This window comes from Vibrio metoecus, assembly GCF_009665255.1.
In the GTDB taxonomy this organism is placed as follows: domain Bacteria; phylum Pseudomonadota; class Gammaproteobacteria; order Enterobacterales; family Vibrionaceae; genus Vibrio; species Vibrio metoecus_B.
The window spans coordinates 493,645-510,644 of record NZ_CP035686.1 but is presented as its reverse complement, the minus strand read 5'-3'; the positions used below and the strand labels follow the sequence as shown (position 1 = coordinate 510,644).

Sequence of the window (17,000 nt, the reverse complement as noted above, 5' to 3'; positions counted from 1 at the left end):
TCATTTATCCGCGACTTTTTAGCACGGTATTGCATTAAAAGTAGGGATAGATCTCAAAGATAGACAGGAAGTATTGCGCAGAAAAGTAATGAGGAAGCCATTGGGCTTCCTCATTCAAGATCACTTAGTACCAAAAATCTTGTCGCCAGCGTCACCAAGACCCGGGACGATGTAGCCTTTGTCGTTCAGCTTTTCATCGATAGCCGCTGTGTAAAGCTCAACATCTGGGTGTGCTTTTTCCAGAGCAGCAATACCTTCAGGAGCCGCCACCAGCACCAGAACTTTAATCTGGTTACAGCCTTTCTCTTTCAGTAGATCAATAGTGGCGATCATAGAACCACCGGTTGCCAGCATAGGGTCAACCACTAGGGCAATACGCTCTTCAATGTTAGAAGCCAGCTTATTGAAGTAAGGCACAGGCTCTAGGGTTTCTTCATCACGGTAAATACCCACGACACTGATACGCGCACTTGGGATGTGCTCAAGCACGCCATCCATCATGCCAAGGCCGGCACGCAAGATTGGCACGACTGTGACTTTCTTACCTTTGATCTGATCCACTTGCACAGGGCCATTCCAGCCTTCGATCGTGACTTTTTCGGTTTCAAAGTCAGAAGTCGCTTCATAAGTCAGCAAGCTGCCAACTTCTGTCGCAAGCTCGCGAAAACGCTTAGTGCTGATATCGCCTTCACGCATCAGGCCAAGTTTGTGTTTTACAAGAGGGTGCTTAACTTCAACAATTTTCATGTCCAACTCCGGCTTCATTAATTTAAACCTGCGGATTATACACTTATTTTGTCGACTTTTCCGACTCTAAAACCGGAGAAAAATCTTACGCAAACGTTTTCCTTTTTGTTTTAAGCCCTGTAGAATAGCGCCGTTTTCATATCCAACTAGACCGAGGAACTTCCCCGTGAGCGGTAATAATCCATCTCTCAGCTATAAAGATGCAGGTGTCGATATTGATGCAGGTAATGCACTCGTTGAACGAATTAAAGGCGCAGTGAAGCGCACCCGTCGCCCTGAAGTTATGGGTGGCCTAGGTGGTTTTGGCGCACTGTGTGAGCTACCAACCAAATACAAACACCCAGTTTTAGTCTCTGGTACAGACGGCGTAGGTACCAAACTGCGTCTCGCACTGGATATGAAAAAACATGACACCATCGGTATCGATCTCGTTGCTATGTGCGTTAACGATCTGATTGTTCAAGGTGCTGAGCCGCTGTTTTTCCTCGATTATTACGCGACTGGCAAGCTGGATGTGGATACTGCAGCCGAAGTCATTTCCGGCATTGCCGATGGCTGTTTGCAAGCAGGTTGTGCGCTGATTGGTGGCGAAACCGCTGAAATGCCAGGCATGTACGAAGGTGAAGACTACGACGTGGCTGGCTTTTGTGTCGGCGTGGTTGAAAAAGAAGAGATCATCGACGGCAGCAAAGTACAAGTTGGTGACGCGCTAATTGCAGTTGGCTCTAGCGGCCCACACTCCAACGGTTACTCGCTGGTACGTAAGATTTTAGAAGTCTCTAAAGCCGATAAGAATGAGCTTTTAGCAGGCAAAACCATTGGTGAGCACTTACTCGCACCGACCAAGATTTACATCAAGTCAGGCTTAAAGCTGATTGCTGAACACGATATTCACGCAATCTCTCACATTACTGGCGGTGGTTTCTGGGAAAACATTCCACGCGTACTGCCAGAAGGTACGAAAGCCGTAATCGATGGTAAGAGCTGGGAATGGCCAGTCATTTTCCAATGGCTACAAGAAAAAGGTAACGTGACCACTCACGAAATGTACCGTACTTTCAACTGTGGTGTCGGTTTGATCATTGCTCTGCCAAAGGATCAAGCCGATGCAGCCGTCGCTCTACTCCAAGCGGAAGGCGAAAATGCATGGGTGATCGGCGAAATCGCAGCCGCCAATAGCAGCGAAGCACAGGTAGAGATCAACTAAGCATGAAGAGTATTGTTGTTTTAATTTCGGGAAACGGAACCAACCTGCAAGCGATCATTGATGCTTGTGAAACCAGTATTCAAGATGGCAAAGTGACGGCTGTGTTTTCCAATAAAGCAACAGCTTACGGTTTAGAACGCGCAAAACAGGCTGGCGCAGCCGCCTGTTTTATTGATCCCAAAGCTTACGAAACTCGTGATGCCTTTGATGCTGCATTGATGGAGCAGATGGATAAGTTTGCGCCTGACTTAGTGGTCCTCGCAGGTTACATGCGCATTCTCAGTAGTGAATTTGTTCGCCACTATTTGGGGCGTATGATCAATATCCACCCTTCGTTACTGCCAAAGTATCCGGGCTAAATACTTATCAACGTGCTATCCACGCGGGCGATGAAGAACATGGCACGAGCGTACATTTTGTCACCGAACAATTGGATGGCGGTCCAGTGATTTTGCAGGCCAAAGTACCTATTTTCGAAGAAGATACGGTCGATGAGCTCACGGCGCGCGTGCAGGATCAAGAGCATCGCATCTACCCACTTGTCGTGAAATGGTTTGTCGAAGAGCGTTTAGCAATGAAAGACGGTAAAGCTTATCTGGATGGTGAAGCGCTCGGCATGCACGGTTATGCGGCCGAATAATCTCAAATCGAAAAAGGGTTGAAATGATTCAACCCTTTCTTTTTTTATTCCATTCTTTAATTTCCAAACGACATCCCCGAAACACGTGGTGTTGCCAATAGGAATATCTATCGCTTAGTCGAGTGGTTAGGTTGGCGCCTGACATCCGGGTCGACTCGGTGCAAAATCCACCTCCATCAACAAATGGGCATTGTCTTCAATCCGTTCTCCAAAATGGAAAAACGCGAATTGTCCCGGCTTCATCCGTTGCCATGTTTCATTACCGGTTAACGGTTGAGTGGCAATCACCGACACCACATCATTCGGCGTGGTCTCTTCTTGGAAATTGATCTCGACATCTTCATCGAGCAGTGCTGCACGGCCAAATGGGGCTCGGCGAGTAATCCAATACAAATGATTGGTGCAATACGCCATCACATATTCGCCATTAGACAGCAGCATATTAAAGACACCGAGAGCTCTAAGCTCATCACAACACTGCGCAACATAACGCAGCATCTCAGGCCAATCTTGTGGACCTTCGGGGTAACGCTGTTCCATTTGATTCAGCAACCAACAGAATGCCAGTTCACTGTCCGTTTCACCGACTGGTCGATGACGCCCTGTGACTAAACTTTGATATCCCGTCAATTGCCCATTGTGGGCAAACGTCCAATACTGCCCCCACAATTCACGCGTGAACGGATGAGTGTTTTCCAGATTGACGCCACCGCGGTTGGCTTGCCGAATATGACTGATCACCGCACGACTTTTGATCGGGTACTGCTGAACTAATTCAGCAATTTTCGACTGACTACTGGGGTTTGGGTCTTTAAATGTGCGAAAACCTTTGCTTTCGTAAAAAGCGATCCCCCAGCCATCACGATGCGGACCCGTTTTCCCACCTCGTTGCATCAAGCCAGTAAAGCTAAAACAGATATCGGTTGGAACATTCGCGCTCATACCGAGCAATTCACACATGGTTTAAACCACTCCTTACTTAAACCAACAGCCCGGCATACACCGGGCTGATTCGCGTAATGTTACGCCATTTCCTTTTCAATCAACTGAATGATGATGTGGATGATCTTGATATGCACTTCTTGGATGCGATCCGCGTAACCAAAGTGCGGAACACGGATTTCAACATCCGCTAGACCCGCCATTTTACCGCCATCTTTGCCGGTTAACGCGATGGTTTTCATGCCTTTTGCTTTCGCCGCCTCAATGGCTTTTAGGATATTACCTGAATTACCAGAGGTAGACAGACCAAACAGCACATCCCCCTTAGCACCGACAGCTTCAACATAACGAGAGAAAACATAGTCATAGCCAAAATCGTTACTCACGCAAGATAGGTGGCTTGGATCAGAAATCGCAATACCAGGATAACCAGGGCGGTTTTCACGGTAACGGCCTGTTAATTCCTCAGCAAAGTGCATGGCATCACAGTGTGAACCACCATTACCACAAGAAAGCACTTTTCCACCTTGCTTAAATGAATCAGCAATTAGCTTAGCCGCTGCTTCAATTTGCGCGAGATTATGATCATCGCTCAAAAACTTCTGCAAAACGTCAGCCGCTTCGGTCAGTTCACTTCTAATTAAATCCTGGTACATGAGGCATCTCTCTTATTGATTATTTGTTATTCGAACCGAGCGCTCTTGGCACTTCTATTCAGTATCCACCTGAGTTTACCCAAACCTACCGATCTGTCGATAGTCAAAAAGCAAGATTTACTCTTCGTTAGCAAAACCAGCCATTCAATAAGCAACAAGAGTAGAGAGATTACTCTAGCGTGATCACTTTCGGACAAAATGTCGTTTTACATTTCATTAATACTTTGGTTACACTTTAACTGGTTAGACCACCAAACTTAGACTCGCTATTTTCGTATCAGAGAACAGAAGAATGCCAGTCTGAAAAAGGATAAAACTGTATGGAAATCTTGCTCTCAACCTTAGTTATGCTCTTGATACTTGGCGCTTGCCTATATCAAAGAACATCTTTATTTACTTCGCTAGCAGCACTGACTTTTACGATGCTGGCACTCTCACTGTTTGGTCCTTTTGGATTTTTCAGTTGGGCTCTGTATCTTGCCGGCGTTGCGGTACTTTGTGTTCCGTCGATCCGTCAATCCTTGATCAGTGGTAAAGCACTTGCGGTCTTTAAAAAAGTGTTGCCTGCGATGTCACAGACCGAGAAAGAAGCTCTCGAAGCTGGCACCATATGGTGGGAAGCCGAACTGTTTAAAGGCAAACCAGACTGGAAAAAGCTGCACAATATCCACGCTCCGAAACTGTCTGCTGAAGAGCAAGCCTTTCTTGATGGCCCAGTCAATGAAGTGTGTGCCATGGTCAGTGATTACCAAGTCACTCACGAGTTGGCCGATCTCCCTCCTGAAATTTGGACCTTCCTGAAAGAAAAGAAATTCTTCGCCATGATCATCAAAAAACAATATGGCGGTTTAGAATTCTCAGCTTATGCACAATCTCTCGTGCTGCAAAAGCTAACGGGTGTTTCCAGTGTTCTTTCCTCCACCGTGGGTGTACCAAACTCTCTCGGCCCCGGCGAATTACTGCAACACTACGGTACGGAAGAACAAAAAGACTACTATCTACCTCGCTTAGCCGAAGGCAAAGAGATCCCTTGTTTTGCACTCACTAGCCCAGAAGCAGGCTCAGATGCCGGATCAATCCCAGATTTTGGCGTGGTCTGCAAAGGAGAATGGGAAGGCAAAGAAGTGCTGGGAATGCGCCTGACATGGAACAAGCGCTACATTACACTCGCCCCAGTCGCTACGGTGCTCGGTCTTGCTTTTAAATTGCGAGATCCGGAAGGATTGCTCGGAGAGAAAGAAGATCTCGGCATCACCTGTGCTCTCATTCCTACGCATCTAAAAGGAGTGGAGATCGGCAATCGTCACTTCCCATTAAACGTGCCATTCCAGAATGGTCCTACCCGCGCGAAAGATCTGTTTGTGCCGCTCGATTTTATTATTGGTGGCCCGAAAATGGCTGGGCAAGGTTGGCGCATGCTTGTGGAATGCCTGTCGGTCGGTCGTGGCATTACTCTCCCATCTAACTCCACTGGCGGAATTAAATCTGCTGCATTGGCAACGGGAGCTTATGCACGTATTCGCCGCCAATTTAAGCAGCCAATCGGACAAATGGAAGGGATTGAAGAGCCTTTAGCGCGCCTAGCGGGTAACGCTTATGTGATGGATGCCGCGAGCAACCTCACTGTCGCGGGCATTGATTTAGGTGAAAAGCCTTCGGTAATCTCCGCCATTGTGAAGTATCACTGCACCCATCGTGGCCAACGTTCGATCATTGATGCGATGGACATCGTTGGCGGTAAAGGCATCTGCTTAGGCCCCGCTAACTTCTTGGCGCGCGGCTATCAAGGAGCCCCGATTGCTATCACAGTCGAAGGGGCAAACATACTGACTCGTTCGATGATCATCTTCGGTCAAGGAGCGATCCGCTGCCATCCTTATGTTCTTAAAGAGATGGAAGCAGCTTACAGTCAGAACTCCGATGCGGTAGAAAAATTTGATATGGCGTTAGCCGGTCATGTCGGCTTTGTTTTAAGTAACCTTGTCCGTAGCTTATGGTTAGGCTTGACCGATGGCTTCGGATCACAAGCCCCAACGCGAGATGCTACGAAACGTTACTATCAACAACTCAACCGTTACAGTGCCAATTTAGCGCTTCTTGCTGACATCTCTATGGCAGTGCTTGGCGGTTCGCTGAAACGTAAAGAACGTTTATCCGCTCGTTTGGGCGATATTCTCAGCCAACTTTATTTAAGCTCAGCGACCTTAAAACGTTTTGAAAATGATGGTCGTCCGCTGGAAGATTTACCGTTGGTACACTGGGGATTACAAGACAGTTTACGCCAAACTGAAGTCGCTATTGATGAGTTCTTAGCCAACTTCCCAAATCGTCTTATTGGCCGCGCGTTACGCTTACTGCTCATGCCTTTTGGTCGAGTGCGTAAAGCACCGAGCGATAAACTGGATAGTAAACTCGCACAAATCCTGCAAACTCCGAGTGCAACACGTTCCAGAATTGGCCGTAACCAGTACTTAACGCCGAGCGATCACAACCCTGCTGGAAAAATTGAACAGGCGCTACAAGTGATTCTGCAAGCTGAACCTTTGTTTGACAAAGTGTGTAAAGAACTTAGTCAACGTCGCCCCTTTATGGGGCTCGATGAAGTCGCCAGAATCGGGCTAGAAGCCAAAGTGCTGACCATTCAGGAAGCGGCATTACTGAGTGAAGCGGAAGCACATCGCCTCTACACCATCAATGTTGACGACTTTGCCCCACAGGAACTGGCTGCCAAAAAACGCACACAACGTAAAGCAGAAGTGGCTTAGTTTACGCCATACCAGCCGCATGATTAAAAAACAAAGGGAGACGAAATGTCTCCCTTTTTATCTCCACTCAACACAAGGTTGAACCAAGATTACTTGCCCTTTTTAGGTGGCATGTTCAACTGCATTTCAGGTTGAGCCGCTTTTTTCATCTTGATTTTTCGTAACACAAACCACACGACTAGCACCAAAACCAGCACGACCAGATTGCCCACGATGATGTACATCATATTGCGGCTACGCTGCTCTTCACGCATCTGAATCATCAATTGCTCTTGTTCTTTCTTAAGACGCTGAGCCTCTTCTTCTTCTTGAATTCGACGAACTTCCGCAATGTTTAACTCATCAACCACACTGTAAGTTTGGTCACTAATTGGAAAATAAAGCCCACGCTGCGAAGCCAGCTCCGTTGCCCACACGCTTCCATCCCAAGAGTAATTGCCAAACTCACCATCATAAGGAATTGGCAGTTTCACGGTTAAAGACTCTTTCCCAGCTTGAGCTTCAGCAAGATAATCATCTTGATAAGGATGGCGATGGCGGATATGTGCGAGCAACGACCCCGGCTCAACCATTCCCTGCTCACCCGTGAATATCACCTGATGTGGCGTGCCTTTTACACGTGATTGAATAAAGGTGGTGGAAATTGGTGTTGGGTACACTAGTACTTCTTGTTCTTGAGCACGTAAAAACACACCATTACCCGAGGTAATGCGAACTCGGTATTTGCCCGGTTCAATCGACATTTTTAACGAAACGGTAAAGACCCCATCGCCAGGCTTTTCATCCAGTAACGTACCATCATCGGCAAACTCTCCTAATACTTCTGGGATCGGCCGCGCTTCTTTGGCTAAAGAGTCTTCGTTTTCAACGAATTTAGTAAAAGTCACTTTGAGGTTGACTCGATCAAGAAAGTCTCGCAATAGCAAAGGTTTACCATCCGACGTCAAGCGTGCGGTAAATTTAAACTCTTCACCTTGAAACACTCGAATTGGAAATACATCGGTGGTTAATTGTAGGTTAGAGATCAACTTAATATTGTTTTTCGGCGTGACTTTTCCGATGGCTTGCCAAGGGCCTGGCATCGGATTATCAATTGAAATAATGTCCATTGACGGTTCCTGATACCAACGTACGTTGTCAGGATTACGCCACTGATAATATTTGGTGCCATCTGGGCGAACCAACACGACAGGCTGAGAGTCTTTTTCGCGGTAAATGACAAAGGTAATTTGAGAAATAGTGGGATCAACACGAAAACGGTTATCAAGCAGCGACATTGAAGACTCTTTTGCTGCCAAGCTACTCAAACTGATCAAACATCCCACTATCGCCGCGAGAATCCTCACCATAACCACTCCTAATTGCGCCAGAGGCAAGTGCCACTTTTGGCGACTAAATCCAAACGTTCTTGATGTGCTTGTAGTTCATCGGCGCTAGCGTGTAAAACCTTTAACGCTTTTCGCCCGGAACGTGCGCGTTTTAATGATTCTGCGCCCAGTTCCCCACTATTTTGAGAGCTTGCTGAAAATTGTAGTGATGTCTGCCCGCCTGTCATCAATAGATAAACGTCAGCGAGGATCTCCGCATCGAGCAAAGCGCCGTGGAGCGTTCGGTGTGAGTTATCAATACCGTACCGTTCACACAAAATATCTAAATTATTGCGTTTACCAGGGAAAATCCGCTTGGCCATCGCCAAGGTATCGGTCACTTTGCAAAAATCGGTGGTTTTACCTATCGAACCACCTAACTTAGCAAATTCATAGTCCATAAAGCCGACGTCAAACGGCGCGTTATGGGCAACCAGTTCAGCACCTTTAATGAAGTCCAAAAACTCAGCATGAACCTCTTTGTATTCTGGTTTATCACGCAGAAATTCATCGGTAATACCGTGTACTTCAATCGCTTCTAGTTGAATTTCGCGATCCGGTTTTAAATAGACGTGAAAATGCCGCCCTGTGAGCTTACGATTGATGATCTCTACAGCACCGATTTCAATAATTCGATGCCCTTCATAATGGGGGCCGCCTTCGCGGTTCATACCTGTGGTTTCGGTATCGAGCACCACGATGCGTTGGTATTCTGCATTGTTGCTAGTATTCATCAGGATATCTATGTCAGACTATGCCAATTCTTTGCGTGACCCAATAGTATCAAATCATGAACAAACAGGTGGAAATTTTCACTGATGGATCTTGCCTCGGCAATCCAGGCCCTGGTGGTTATGGCGTGGTAATGCGCTATAAGCAAGTCGAAAAAACACTGGCTCGTGGCTATCGCCTCACCACCAATAACCGGATGGAAATGCTCGCCGCCGTCATGGCATTACAAGCACTCAAAGAGCCCTGCCATGTCATCCTCACCACCGACAGCCAATACGTTCGTCAAGGCATTACCCAGTGGATCCATAACTGGAAACAGCGAGGGTGGAAAACTGCCGATAAAAAACCCGTTAAAAATGCCGACCTGTGGCAGGCATTAGATCGTGAAACGGCACGTCATCAAGTCGAATGGCGCTGGGTTAAAGGCCATGCTGGCCATCGTGAAAATGAAATGTGTGATGAGCTAGCTCGACAAGCAGCAGAAAACCCAACCGAAGAGGATACGGGTTACCAACCAGACACCAAATAACCTCAATAAACGCCCCAAAACCGCAGAAGTGCCACTATGACTGCGGTTTACTGTTCACTCGATAATTAACGCCAACAGGCGAGAGCCGTCGCTTTAAACGCCACTTAGAACGAATCGGCTTCAATGGGCAAGTTCGTTTCCTTGCCACAATAAAGTAAAGACTGCCGAATGCCGAGCTAGATTCTCCAAGACCATTTTCTAACCAAGTCCAAAATGGGCGGTATTTCTGCATCGGAAACAGGGCATAGTGATCACAAGCAATCACTTGGTAGTTGAGTACGCCTAACCAATCCTTGATGCGATTAGGCGTAAACATGCGCCCACTCCATGGCAAGTTATTCTTGCGCCACGGCATCAGACTGGCTAAACCAATAAAACTGATCGGGTTAAAACCGGTGATAATGATATAGCCATCATCAATCAACACGCGGTCAACTTCTCGTAATAAACGGTGGGGGTCGTTACTGTAGTCGAGTTGATGCACCAAAATCGCCACATCAATACTCTTCTCCAAAAACGGCAGTTCGTACTTATCGGCAATCACCGTATGCAACGGATTTTCAATATCGAGGTGTACTTGGTGTTGAATATTGCAAGTACAACTGGCAAGCTCACAGCTCAGACCGCCGAGCTTTAACATATGGTAGCCAAAAAGTTTGGGACACCATTCATCTAAACGGGTCTGGATGGATTCACTCACCCACTGGCCATTTTTTAGTTGCGACCATGAGTGTGGATTTTCAAGCGCTTTATCACTGCGTGCTGGTTTCATTGCTCACCCGCTTCATTAAAGTAACCGGAGACAACTCATGTTACAGATCAAAAGCATACCCGCATTTAACGACAATTACATCTGGCTGATCCAAAATAGCGATCGCGATTGTGCTGTTGTCGATCCGGGCAGCGCTGAACCTGTTCTCGCCTATCTCAAACAACATGATTTGAACTTGAAGGCCATCTTAATTACCCATCATCATCATGATCATATTGGTGGCGTAGCCGAATTGATCCATCAATTTCCGAACACCCATGTTGTCGGGCCAGCACAAGAACCCATCCCCACCTTGACTCATCCGGTAGAAGATGGAGACCAAATCGAACTGTTTGATGAGCGCTTTATGGTACTCGGTCTACCGGGACACACCTTAGGGCATATCGGTTACGTTGGTGACGGCAAGCTATTTTGTGGAGATGTACTTTTTTCCGCAGGTTGTGGCCGAGTGTTTGAAGGAACAATGGAACAAATGTTTGCCTCACTTAACAAACTCCTTTCCTTGCCCGAAGAAACCCAAGTTTACAGTGCGCACGAATACACCGCTTCCAACCTTTCTTTTGCACTCGCTGTTGAGCCAGAAAACGAACAATTGCATATTTATCGCGATGAAGTGAGCCGTTTACGCGCGCAAAATCACCCCACATTACCCACAACACTGGGGCGTGAAAAATGGATAAATCCGTTCTTACGGACACAAGAACCGAGTGTCATTCGCTCTGTTGCTAACCGAGTGTCAACTCTGGATCCGCTCACAATATTTACTGCATTACGTGAATGGAAGAATGAATTTTGACTTTTGTCGCTTGTCACCAAGACAAAGTGGCAAGTATTATCAGCAGCCATGAAGAATAAAGGCTGTGTTACATGCGAGTTAAATTCAGTTGGGTATTGGCATTGCTGCTCGTCGGCTGTCAAGCCCCCCAACCTGTGGATACAACCACATCAGATGATCAGGCGGTAAACCCGCCCACTCAATCTGTTAAGGTTAAAAAGAAGCGTAAACCACAAACCATGACCACGCTCCCAGCAGAAGCAACCGAGAGCGTAGAAGAAGAGTATGTGGAGCTTTCCCCACAAGAACAAGACGATGTATGGCAACGCATTGCTATGCAATTAAAACTCGGAATACCGAAAGATCCGAGCGTAGATACTTATCGCGAATGGTTCATCAAAAACCCAGGCCACCTGCAAGCCATTGCAAGCCGTGCCGAGCCCTTTCTGTATCTGATCACCGAAAAAGTCGAGCAACGTGGCCTACCGATGGAACTGGTACTGCTGCCGATTGTAGAAAGCTCCTTTGACCCCTTTGCCTACTCTCATGGAAGTGCCGCTGGCTTATGGCAATTTGTTTCAGCAACGGGGAAACGCTACGGCCTAAAACAAAATTTCTGGTACGACGGTCGCCGTGATGTTTCAGCCGCCACCGATGCTGCACTCGATTACATGACGGTGCTGAGCCAACACTTTAACGGAGATTGGTACCACGCAATTGCCGCTTATAACAGTGGCGAAGGGCGAGTGGCCAGAGCGATCAAAGCCAACCAAAAAGCCGGAAAACCTATCGACTTTTTCTCGCTCGATTTACCTAAAGAGACCAGTAGCTATGTACCAAAACTGATGGCGCTAGCTGATGTGATCGCCAATCAGGAAAAATACGGCATCTCTATCCCTACAATAGAAAACCGCCAAGTGCTATCCATGGTTGATCCGAAAGAGCAGTTGGATCTTGCCATCGCCGCGCAATACGCAGGCATGACGGTAAAAGAGTTACAAAGCTTAAACCCAGCCTATAACCAATGGGCGACGGCCCCGAATGGACCTCATCAGTTATTACTGCCGGTAGAAAAAGTCGAGCGTTTTAATGCGGCCATTGAGGAAAATCGAGGCAAAGGTATAAAAGTAGTACGTTATAAGGTGAAATCTGGCGATACGCTCAGCACGATTGCCGATAAATACAACACCACGACAAAAGTCATCAAAGCGGCGAACCAAATTGCTAACAACCAAATCCGCATTGGTAGCTATCTGTTTGTTCCAACTTCAGTGAAAGATGAGAAAGCCTATGCTCTAAGTGTGAGTAATCGTCTGGCGAAAACACAGTCAGTACCTCGTGGACAGTATCAGGTGACTCATACCGTCAACTCTGGTGAAAGCCTATGGAGCATCGCTAAGCAATATAACGTATCTTACCAATCGCTCGCGAAATGGAATGGCATGGCGCCTAAAGACGCACTGCGTAAAGGGCAAAAATTGGTGGTATGGAAAGATACCAAGCCGACTGGCGTTATTCGTACCGTGACTTACAAAGTCCGTTCAGGTGATTCATTGAGTAGTATTGCCAGCAAATTCAAAGTGAAAACGACTGACATCGTTAAGTGGAATACCTTAAAGAGCAATAAGTACCTAAAACCCGGACAGCAGCTAAAACTGTACGTGGATGTGACTAAATTCAGCGCATAATCGGTGCAAGCTCGATGATATTAGTCGATTAACTGAAAGCTTACTAATAGTGGATTATGGTCAGAAGCGTCCGATTTGGGCGCTTCTGCTTTTTTCAAAACAAGGCCACGATAAAACACATGATCCAACGGCATGCCAGTAATGAACTTGGTACGGAGGTCAGGGGAAAAAACCACTTCTTGTAAGCCAATCGAAGCCAAGTTAGCACTCAATAATGCCATGCGAGCCTCACTCCAGCTGTTAAAATCTCCAGCCACAATGACAGGGCCAGAAAACGAACGTAGCTCTTCAAATAGGGCCGTTAGCTGTTGTTGGTACTCTTGTGTGCCATAGGTAAAGTTGACAGCATGCAAATTCACCACCGCCAACTCTTGCTGATTACTTAAACGGTAACGAGCATAAATACCTGATTTAGGCAACCGCAACCAAGGTTCGACTTGTGTGTAAGCGCACGCCATCATCGGCATTACTTTCGCAAGGTTTATGACTCCTGCCGCCTCCCCGAAAGCTTCAAACGCACGTGTTTGAGTTCCATCCCAGCCATTATCGTTAATCCACTGTTTGAGTCCCTCATTCATATTCGCTTCTTGTAACAGCAACAATTGTTGAGATGCGCTGAGCAAAGAGAGCTCAGTTTGCCAACTCGGACGATTCTGCTTGTAAATATTCCATACTAATAGATTGATTTGTCGTGATTTATCTAAAATTTGTGCATGAGAATTTTGGTAACACAGCAGAGGCTCTCCTTGCTGATTGTGACCGATGGTGATCAGTTCAGGCTGACTGGGTATAGTAAAAATGGAGAAAAATGCCGTTATCGCTAACGCCACAAGTAATAGCGGTATAGCCCAGTAACGTTTTTTCATCGATGTCTCCTAGAAACAAAATAAGGAGCCTCAGCTCCTTATTGTTAACACACACAAAGTAGTGATGAATGCTTAAATCGCATCCTCATCTTCTTCACCGGTACGAATACGCACAACACGTTCAACACTAGTGATAAAGATCTTACCATCACCGATTTTTCCAGTTTGAGCTGTTTCAATAATCGTATCGACACAGCGATCAGCAACATCATCAGTTACGACAATTTCTAGCTTCACTTTGGGCAGGAAATCGACCATATACTCGGCACCGCGATACAATTCAGTGTGTCCTTTCTGACGGCCAAATCCTTTGACTTCAGACACGGTCATACCTGTGATACCGACTTCGGCCAATGCCTCGCGGACATCATCGAGTTTAAATGGCTTAATGATGGCTTCGATTTTTTTCATGTTCATCCCTTAAACGACGGTCAGTGACGGCATTATCTGCCAGCGACCGATAACAATCAATAAAAAGCCCAAGCAAAGCCTGGGCATTCAACAAAACGCGGGCTTACTTCAGACTAGAATAATAAGCCGCTAAGTTGGCAATATCATCCTCACTCAATAGCATGGCTTGCGCTTGCATAACAACGGCGAGGCCACCATTGCGCTCTTTGTTTTTATACGCTTTGATCGAGGTGGTAATGTATTGTTCATTCTGACCTTTTAAATTCGGATAACCCGGAATCACCGCGATCCCATCCATACCATGGCAAGCGGCGCAAATCGCAGCCTTAGCTTGCCCTGCGGCCACATCTCCAGCCAACACAGAACCTGACAATAAGCTTCCACCGAGAACAAGTGCCATTGCCATTTTTTTGATTGCTTTCCCCATCTTATTATCCCTATAGATTATCGGTAGTTATGAATTTATTTTGGCACAGAATTAGAAGATTTGAACCAAACCAACTCACAATCTTGCCCATTCCAATCACGATCTACGAATAAATCCGCAACACTGACCACCCGATCTTGGTACATGAGGATGGGGATCTGCCGCCGCAGCCAACTTGGCACGCCGTATTCTTGAAACAGTTTCTTTAACTTACGCGAACCGCTACGTCCTACCGGACAAGCTTCTAGCCCTTGCGGATCAAAACTAATCCATAATTGGCTGGGGTCATCGGGCAACTTGATATTTCCACTCGCCTTAATGCTTAACTGAAGATGGCCTAAACCTTGCGGCAAGAGCAAAAGTTGCTCAGGCACTAACGTACTGCGCCAACCTGAGAGATCAATTTCTGGCAGTACGAGATACAAACACTGTTGGAAACGGCGAACCTCAATGCTATTGAGCTTTATTTTTGGATTAGCATCCTCACTCGCCAGCGCCACTTCACACCAAATACGTTCCGTGTGTTGACGGCTCGGCATCGGTAGTCGGTGATGCGCAAACCAAGCTCGGATCAGCTGTCGCCGCGCAGCCTCACTACTCTCAGTAAGTGTGGGGATCGATAATCCGCCATCCTCAGTAATCGCTCTTTTTAAAGCATCGGCCAAGAGTTCCTGCAAGAGTGCTTCTTGTTCTGCACACAGCTCAGCACTGCGCTGTACCGCTTGGCGAATGCTCGGCCAACGTTCTGTAAGAGCGGGCGTGATGTGATGACGCAAAAAATTGCGCTCGTAACGCGTATCCAAGTTACTTTCGTCCGTGACCCAACTCAGCTTATTCTGCATGGCATAAGCTTCGATATCTTGGCGAGAAATGGTCAATAATGGACGAGCTAAGTGGCCTTGGGCAAAAGGCGCGTAGGCAGCCATTGCCGACAAACCTTTAGGGCCACTCCCCCGCTTTAACGCGAGCAAAAAGGTTTCGAGTTGGTCATCTGCATGCTGGCCAAGCAGTAAAAGAGTATCTGAACCCACATGCTGAGATAGTGCTTGATAACGCGCTTCACGTGCCATTTTTTCAATGCTTTCACCACTGCCGAGCGTCAATTGTACGCGCTCAATTTGGCATGAAATGTTGGCTACTTGGCACCAAGTTTGGCAATCTTGCGCCCATTGATCCGCATTCGAACTCAGCCCATGGTGTACATGAACCGCTTCTACATCCCAACCAAACTCATCACGCCCACGAGCTAACAACGAGAGTAAAACTCGCGAATCCACCCCACCGCTTAACGCCAGCACTAATTTACGAAAGGGGTAACGCGCTAATTGCTGCACGAAATGGGGATAAAGATCGCTCATAAGCTCAACATCGTGTGAAAAAGTGCCTCAAGTTTACCCCTTGGGCTCAGAAAGCAAAAGGGCTGGCCTGAGCCAACCCTTGCTGTACTTTGATTTCTCACTGCACCTAATCGGTTCAGGGATCAACAGTAACCGTAGTTCATCAAGCGCTGATAGCGACGCTCAAGTAAGTTTTCGTGATCCAGTGTATCTAGATCCGCTAACTGACGCAGCAGCGTGGCTTTTAGATTTTCCGCCGTTTGCTTATGGTTACGATGTGCGCCGCCTAGAGGTTCTTCAACGATTTCATCAATCAGTTCCAGCTCTTTCAGACGAGGGGCGATCAAACCCATCGCTTCTGCCGCTTGTGGCGCTTTGTCGGAATCACGCCACAGAATCGACGCACAACCTTCTGGTGAAATCACTGAGTAAGTTGAGTATTGCAGCATGTTCACGTAGTCACCCACGCCAATTGCCAATGCGCCGCCAGAACCGCCTTCACCCACTACGTTACAAATTACGGGTACTTTCAAGCCTGACATCACTTTGAGGTTTTTAGCGATCGCTTCCGACTGACCGCGTTCTTCCGCTCCGACACCTGGGTAAGCACCCGCAGTATCGATGAAGGTGATGATTGGCATGTTGAAACGTTCTGCCATCTGCATCAAACGAAGTGCCTTGCGGTAGCCTTCAGGTTTTGGCATCCCGAAGTTACGTTTCACTTTTTCACGAGTTTCTCGACCTTTCTGGTGACCAATCACCATGACCGCTCGGCCATCAAGACGCGCAATACCGCCCACAATCGCTTTATCGTCAGCGTAGGCACGATCACCGGCCAGTTCATCAAACTCAGTAAAGATATGATTGAGGTAATCCAGCGTGTAAGGACGCTGTGGGTGACGCGCCAATTGCGCGACTTGCCATGCACCTAAATCACTGAAAATTTTCTTTTTCAGCTCAAGGCTTTTCTTCTCAAGCTGCTCTAGCTCTTTCTCCAGATCTACGGATGCACTTGTACTGTGACGAGAAACATCACGCAGTGCCTGAATTTTCGTTTCCAGTTCGACAATCGGTTTTTCAAAATCAAGAAAATTGAGGCTCATCTATCGATCCTTTGTGACTCAGCCATGCCACCCTCA

General features: G+C 47.0%; 16 protein-coding genes and 1 pseudogene. 6 read left to right on the top strand and 11 right to left on the bottom strand.

Annotation, left to right across the window (positions count from 1 at the left end):
* Positions 1-120 precede the first annotated feature (120 nt).
* Positions 121-747 (bottom strand): uracil phosphoribosyltransferase, encoded by a 627-nt coding sequence (upp, locus tag EPB59_RS02335; protein ID WP_000706206.1) that lies wholly within the window; start codon positions 745-747, stop codon positions 121-123.
* 166 nt (positions 748-913) lie between these two features.
* Between upp and purM the strand changes: the two genes are divergently transcribed.
* Positions 914-1,954 (top strand): phosphoribosylformylglycinamidine cyclo-ligase, encoded by a 1,041-nt coding sequence (gene purM / locus EPB59_RS02330; RefSeq protein WP_142727034.1) that lies wholly within the window; start codon positions 914-916, stop codon positions 1,952-1,954.
* Positions 1,955-1,956: 2 nt separating this feature from the next.
* Positions 1,957-2,594, top strand: a pseudogene (gene purN, locus EPB59_RS02325) (phosphoribosylglycinamide formyltransferase).
* Between the two features lie 126 nt (positions 2,595-2,720).
* On the opposite strand, the gene EPB59_RS02320 reads toward purN, so the two are convergent.
* Together EPB59_RS02320 and lpcA are read right to left on the bottom strand one after the other, a co-directional pair.
* Positions 2,721-3,554 carry a class II glutamine amidotransferase gene (locus EPB59_RS02320; protein ID WP_154171475.1) on the bottom strand — a complete coding sequence of 278 codons (834 nt, stop codon included), beginning with the start codon at positions 3,552-3,554 and terminating at the stop codon, positions 2,721-2,723.
* 62 nt (positions 3,555-3,616) lie between these two features.
* The gene (gene lpcA / locus EPB59_RS02315; protein ID WP_055051389.1) at positions 3,617-4,192 is read right to left on the bottom strand and encodes a D-sedoheptulose 7-phosphate isomerase; all 576 of its coding nucleotides are present in this window, start codon (positions 4,190-4,192) and stop codon (positions 3,617-3,619) included.
* Positions 4,193-4,512: 320 nt separating this feature from the next.
* Here lpcA and fadE point away from each other — a divergent pair, with 320 nt between their 5' ends.
* Entirely contained in the window at positions 4,513-6,957 is a 2,445-nt protein-coding gene (fadE, locus tag EPB59_RS02310) for an acyl-CoA dehydrogenase FadE (protein ID WP_154171474.1), read from the top strand.
* An 89-nt stretch (positions 6,958-7,046) separates the two neighbouring features.
* Here the strand turns inward: fadE and EPB59_RS02305 are convergent, their stop codons facing one another.
* Together EPB59_RS02305 and dnaQ are read right to left on the bottom strand one after the other, a co-directional pair.
* Positions 7,047-8,306 (bottom strand): TIGR03503 family protein, encoded by a 1,260-nt coding sequence (locus EPB59_RS02305; RefSeq protein WP_055051391.1) that lies wholly within the window; start codon positions 8,304-8,306, stop codon positions 7,047-7,049.
* Positions 8,307-8,314: 8 nt separating this feature from the next.
* Entirely contained in the window at positions 8,315-9,058 is a 744-nt protein-coding gene (dnaQ, locus tag EPB59_RS02300) for a DNA polymerase III subunit epsilon (RefSeq protein WP_055044240.1), read from the bottom strand.
* A 56-nt stretch (positions 9,059-9,114) separates the two neighbouring features.
* Between dnaQ and rnhA the strand changes: the two genes are divergently transcribed.
* Positions 9,115-9,585, top strand: a complete 471-nt coding sequence (gene rnhA / locus EPB59_RS02295) for a ribonuclease HI (protein WP_095475962.1) — start codon at positions 9,115-9,117, stop codon at positions 9,583-9,585.
* A 34-nt stretch (positions 9,586-9,619) separates the two neighbouring features.
* Here rnhA and EPB59_RS02290 read toward each other — a convergent pair whose 3' ends face one another.
* Positions 9,620-10,357, bottom strand: coding sequence for a class I SAM-dependent methyltransferase (locus EPB59_RS02290; protein WP_154171473.1), 738 nt, complete (start codon positions 10,355-10,357; stop codon positions 9,620-9,622).
* Positions 10,358-10,394: 37 nt separating this feature from the next.
* Between EPB59_RS02290 and gloB the strand changes: the two genes are divergently transcribed.
* Together gloB and EPB59_RS02280 are read left to right on the top strand one after the other, a co-directional pair.
* Positions 10,395-11,153: a hydroxyacylglutathione hydrolase gene (gene gloB, locus EPB59_RS02285; RefSeq protein ID WP_055029158.1), complete on the top strand. Its 759-nt coding sequence runs from the start codon at positions 10,395-10,397 to the stop codon at positions 11,151-11,153.
* A gap of 71 nt (positions 11,154-11,224) precedes the next feature.
* Positions 11,225-12,820 (top strand): lytic transglycosylase, encoded by a 1,596-nt coding sequence (locus EPB59_RS02280; RefSeq protein ID WP_055051394.1) that lies wholly within the window; start codon positions 11,225-11,227, stop codon positions 12,818-12,820.
* Positions 12,821-12,840: 20 nt separating this feature from the next.
* On the opposite strand, the gene EPB59_RS02275 is transcribed toward EPB59_RS02280, so the two are convergent.
* The 5 genes from EPB59_RS02275 to accA all read right to left on the bottom strand — a co-directional run bounded on the left by EPB59_RS02275 (position 12,841) and on the right by accA (position 16,964).
* Entirely contained in the window at positions 12,841-13,686 is an 846-nt protein-coding gene (locus EPB59_RS02275; RefSeq protein ID WP_055051395.1) for an endonuclease/exonuclease/phosphatase family protein, read from the bottom strand.
* A gap of 72 nt (positions 13,687-13,758) precedes the next feature.
* Positions 13,759-14,097: a nitrogen regulatory protein P-II gene (gene glnB / locus EPB59_RS02270; RefSeq protein WP_000717796.1), complete on the bottom strand. Its 339-nt coding sequence runs from the start codon at positions 14,095-14,097 to the stop codon at positions 13,759-13,761.
* A gap of 103 nt (positions 14,098-14,200) precedes the next feature.
* Positions 14,201-14,524, bottom strand: coding sequence for a c-type cytochrome (locus EPB59_RS02265; protein ID WP_154171472.1), 324 nt, complete (start codon positions 14,522-14,524; stop codon positions 14,201-14,203).
* 35 nt (positions 14,525-14,559) lie between these two features.
* Complete coding sequence (tilS, locus tag EPB59_RS02260) at positions 14,560-15,882, bottom strand: tRNA lysidine(34) synthetase TilS (protein ID WP_154171471.1); 1,323 nt, start codon at positions 15,880-15,882, stop codon at positions 14,560-14,562.
* A 122-nt stretch (positions 15,883-16,004) separates the two neighbouring features.
* Complete coding sequence (gene accA / locus EPB59_RS02255; protein WP_055051398.1) at positions 16,005-16,964, bottom strand: acetyl-CoA carboxylase carboxyl transferase subunit alpha; 960 nt, start codon at positions 16,962-16,964, stop codon at positions 16,005-16,007.
* Positions 16,965-17,000: the final 36 nt, after the last annotated feature.

Bases quoted from the DNA above. Each gene is read 5' to 3' on its own strand.
- upp (WP_000706206.1), bottom strand. From the start codon at position 747: ATGAAAATTGTTGAAGTTAAGCACCCTCTTGTAAAACACAAACTTGGC.
- EPB59_RS02320 (WP_154171475.1), bottom strand. From the start codon at position 3,554: ATGTGTGAATTGCTCGGTATGAGCGCGAATGTTCCAACCGATATCTGT.
- lpcA (WP_055051389.1), bottom strand. From the start codon at position 4,192: ATGTACCAGGATTTAATTAGAAGTGAACTGACCGAAGCGGCTGACGTT.
- fadE (WP_154171474.1), top strand. From the start codon at position 4,513: ATGGAAATCTTGCTCTCAACCTTAGTTATGCTCTTGATACTTGGCGCT.
- EPB59_RS02305 (WP_055051391.1), bottom strand. From the start codon at position 8,306: ATGGTGAGGATTCTCGCGGCGATAGTGGGATGTTTGATCAGTTTGAGT.
- dnaQ (WP_055044240.1), bottom strand. From the start codon at position 9,058: ATGAATACTAGCAACAATGCAGAATACCAACGCATCGTGGTGCTCGAT.
- rnhA (WP_095475962.1), top strand. From the start codon at position 9,115: ATGAACAAACAGGTGGAAATTTTCACTGATGGATCTTGCCTCGGCAAT.
- EPB59_RS02290 (WP_154171473.1), bottom strand. From the start codon at position 10,357: ATGAAACCAGCACGCAGTGATAAAGCGCTTGAAAATCCACACTCATGG.
- gloB (WP_055029158.1), top strand. From the start codon at position 10,395: ATGTTACAGATCAAAAGCATACCCGCATTTAACGACAATTACATCTGG.
- EPB59_RS02280 (WP_055051394.1), top strand. From the start codon at position 11,225: ATGCGAGTTAAATTCAGTTGGGTATTGGCATTGCTGCTCGTCGGCTGT.
- EPB59_RS02275 (WP_055051395.1), bottom strand. From the start codon at position 13,686: ATGAAAAAACGTTACTGGGCTATACCGCTATTACTTGTGGCGTTAGCG.
- glnB (WP_000717796.1), bottom strand. From the start codon at position 14,097: ATGAAAAAAATCGAAGCCATCATTAAGCCATTTAAACTCGATGATGTC.
- EPB59_RS02265 (WP_154171472.1), bottom strand. From the start codon at position 14,524: ATGGGGAAAGCAATCAAAAAAATGGCAATGGCACTTGTTCTCGGTGGA.
- tilS (WP_154171471.1), bottom strand. From the start codon at position 15,882: ATGAGCGATCTTTATCCCCATTTCGTGCAGCAATTAGCGCGTTACCCC.
- accA (WP_055051398.1), bottom strand. From the start codon at position 16,964: ATGAGCCTCAATTTTCTTGATTTTGAAAAACCGATTGTCGAACTGGAA.